The organism is Allotamlana fucoidanivorans (assembly GCF_006265225.1).
GTDB lineage: Bacteria > Bacteroidota > Bacteroidia > Flavobacteriales > Flavobacteriaceae > Allotamlana > Allotamlana fucoidanivorans.
Map to the genome: position 1 here is coordinate 1 of NZ_VDCS01000052.1, position 867 is coordinate 867.

Consider the following 867-nt stretch of genomic DNA (forward strand, 5'->3'; position numbering starts at 1 on the left):
TAGTTTTCCTGTTGTAAGTTCGTCTAAAATTTTCAGTTTAAAAGGTTCTGAATACCGTCTGATTACTTTGTCATTTTTGTACATAATGTTTGAAATTATGTAGCCTTTATTCAGGACGGGTCAATATTGTTGCCAACGTCTCGTATAACCGTCAGTTACGGGTTAATATGCGTTAATTTTCGGTTAAGCACAGACGTTAGCAATTCCGAGTGGATTCGGACGTAGTCGAATCCGCCGTAATTGCGGTTATACATTGTTGTACGCTGGCTTTTTTTCATTCCGCTACTAATTCCGTTTTGTTATTTTCCTTTTTAATTAAATATAATATTCTGCCGAAATACATTAAAAATGGAATTCCGCTTCCCAGTGTAATTGCAAATAGGAAATTATCATATTCCCAAGCTCCATAACAAACAAAAAGGAATGAAATCAGCATTAAAGTCAGTCCGATATAAATCCAGTTCTTTTTGTTCAAAATATTCTTTGAAAACAATAGTGAAATTGAAATCAGTTTTCCAATTAAGGAAACCAAAGCAATTAAAATCAGACTACTTTCAAAAGGATATTCTTTCTGAAAATCAAATCCGTTTTTAATCAGAGTCGGAATACTTATAAATTCAAACATTACCATTATTCCGTAACCGTGTCCAGCAGGAACACCAATCAGAATTATTGAGTTCAGAATTAGGGTTATTATTATCGCTCTTTTTATCAATTATAGTTCGGTTTTCAGCTTGCCTACAACGGCCTTGGCTAAGATTATGTTGCGGAAAAATCCGCAGGATTCTTTCCGCCATGAACCAAATATAGCAAAGAAAGAGGAATTTTCGGCAGAAAATTCCGAAGCAATTAATTTTAGCCATTGTT

At 34.1% G+C, this 867-nt stretch carries 1 protein-coding gene; it reads right to left on the reverse strand.

Translation table 11 applies throughout. The annotated features are described in order from the left end of the window. Positions 1-274: 274 nt before the first annotated feature. Positions 275-715, reverse strand: a complete 441-nt coding sequence (locus FGF67_RS16850; protein ID WP_139698918.1) for a hypothetical protein — start codon at positions 713-715, stop codon at positions 275-277. Positions 716-867: the final 152 nt, after the last annotated feature.